This is a genomic window from Mesorhizobium sp. P5_C1, from assembly GCF_054049815.1.
Map to the genome: position 1 here is coordinate 1 of NZ_JBFULQ010000943.1, position 1,378 is coordinate 1,378.

Consider the following 1,378-nt stretch of genomic DNA (forward strand, 5'->3'; position numbering starts at 1 on the left):
GTGTTGCCGCTGATAAGGCTGTTGGTTAGCGTCAGGTTCATGGCAAGGGTATTGCCGGTGCCGTCGACAAGAATGCCGCTGGCGCTGTTGGTGATTTCCACCCTCGAAAGGATGGCGTTGATTCCAACGGCCCCGGTCGTTTTGATGAGAACACCTTCGGCGCCTGACTCGGCTATCCGCGTGTTGCTTATGTAGAGTTCGCTGTTGGCGTTGGCTGCGAATTCGACGCCGTTGCCGCCCATCCGCTCTATGTTGCAGTCCTCGATATGCAGTTGACCCTGGCCAATCATCCGCACGCCGTCGAGCCCGTTGCCTATGCCGTCTATATCGAGCCCGCGAAGATGCACCGCCGAGCCGAGGGGTGTGTTGACAATGATGCCGTTCACGAGGGACGCGAGCACGCCAGCTTCGGTGTTTCTGCAGTCGATGGTGATGGATTTGGTGATGGTGACCGCGCCAAAGCCGCCCGGATCGATACAGTTGATTTCGCCGGCCGTCGCCGTCTTCGAGATGGCACCGGCAAACGTCTTGCAGGGTGCCGTTCGGCTGCATGGATTGGCGTCGTCACCAACGCCGGAAACCCACGTCCGTGTCGCTTGCGCGGAAGCTGGCGCAATCAGGAAGGCTGACGCCAGAGCCAACACAGCGAGTGAAAGGAAAAACCGTACAATTTTCAATTGCCCCTCCTAGATTTTGGCCAACGCCTCGTCGGCCATGGAAACCCGTGTCGAAATGCTTGGGGCATAAATAAATGACGGGAGCGTGCAGGACACACTCCATTTTCCAAATACCAACCGTCGATACTCATTGAATACCCAAGCGGTCGGGAGATTACCTTTTTCTAATTTGATTCTCCAGTGACGCGATGCGTCATCGTAAATCAATATGCATTCGGATCGTGGATGATTTTTACAAATAGAAAATATCCCCAATGCCGACAGCGGCACGGGCGGCGGGTCGATTTGTCGGTGAGGCCGAAGGCGACGGCTTTGAAGCGGATTTCAAAATTACGACCTACGGCGATAAGAGCACACTGAGGCAATCCGCCGTCGTGAGCGGCCCCGGCTCCGCCCCATTCCGCGGTGTTGTCGGTGGCGCGGGTGGGGATGGCTTGTGCCCCCTATCAGTAGCGCAAGCCGACACCCGTCGTTCGCAATCCGGAATCTAGTGTCCTTCCGACCTCGAGCGCCAACGTTCCAAATGCCGAGGCTACCGCGCCGGAAGTTCGCCGCCCGCCACCACGAGCCGCCGGAAGCCGGCAGCCACCGCCTTTGCGAATGTTCTTGAAGAAGGGTATCGATATTTCGTACCAATACGCMGTTCGTGGGGAAAGCGCCCAGTTAGCATGAACAACCAAATCCTCTGTGGTGGGTTTACC

Annotated in this window: 1 protein-coding gene; it reads right to left on the reverse strand. The window is 57.2% G+C overall.

The features are described from left to right. Nucleotides 1–677, reverse strand: a 677-nt coding sequence (locus tag ACXJ7R_RS32820; protein WP_457155427.1) for a right-handed parallel beta-helix repeat-containing protein, incomplete at its 3' end; no start/stop codon positions are given. Nucleotides 678–1,378: the final 701 nt, after the last annotated feature.